This is a genomic window from Leucobacter sp. gxy201, from assembly GCF_051043335.1.
In the GTDB taxonomy this organism is placed as follows: domain Bacteria; phylum Actinomycetota; class Actinomycetes; order Actinomycetales; family Microbacteriaceae; genus Leucobacter.
Genome location: NZ_JAMXWS010000021.1, coordinates 1 through 544, shown reverse-complemented (window position 1 = coordinate 544; position 544 = coordinate 1). Strand labels below are relative to the sequence as shown.

The following is a 544-nucleotide window of genomic DNA, read 5'->3' as shown; positions in this document are numbered from 1 at the left end:
GGACGTCGTGCTCTCCGAGCGGCCGGCCGAGGCCGATGATCGTGCCGTTCCCGGGCACTGGGAGGGTGATCTGATCATCGGCACGGGCCGGTCCGCGATCGGCACGCTCATCGAGCGCTCCAGCCGCTCCACGCTGCTGGTTCACCTGCCCCGTCTGGAGGGGTGGGGCAAGACACCAGTCGTGAAGAACGGGGCCTCGCTCGGCGGATATGGTGCTGTCGCGATGAACGCCGCGCTGGCTTCATCGATCACATCCCTGCCGATCCAGCTGCGCAAAACGCTGACCTGGGATCGCGGGAAAGAGCTCTCCGGGCATGCGCAGTTCACCCTCGATACCGGTACGAAGGTGTTCTTCGCCGATCCGCACTCGCCTTGGCAGCGACCCACGAACGAGAACACCAATGGTCTGCTGCGGCAGTATTTCCCGAAGGGTACTGACTTGTCGCGGTGGTCGGCCACGGATCTCGAGGCGGTGGCCCTCGCCCTCAATAACAGGCCTCGCAAAGTTCTTGGCTGGAGAACCCCGGCAGAGGTATTCGCCGAG

The 544-nt window shown here is 64.7% G+C and carries 1 protein-coding gene; it reads left to right on the top strand.

The window, feature by feature from the left end:
• Positions 1-544 (top strand): IS30 family transposase (locus tag NHL51_RS13820; protein ID WP_434144653.1); only part of this gene is annotated, 544 nt, incomplete at both ends.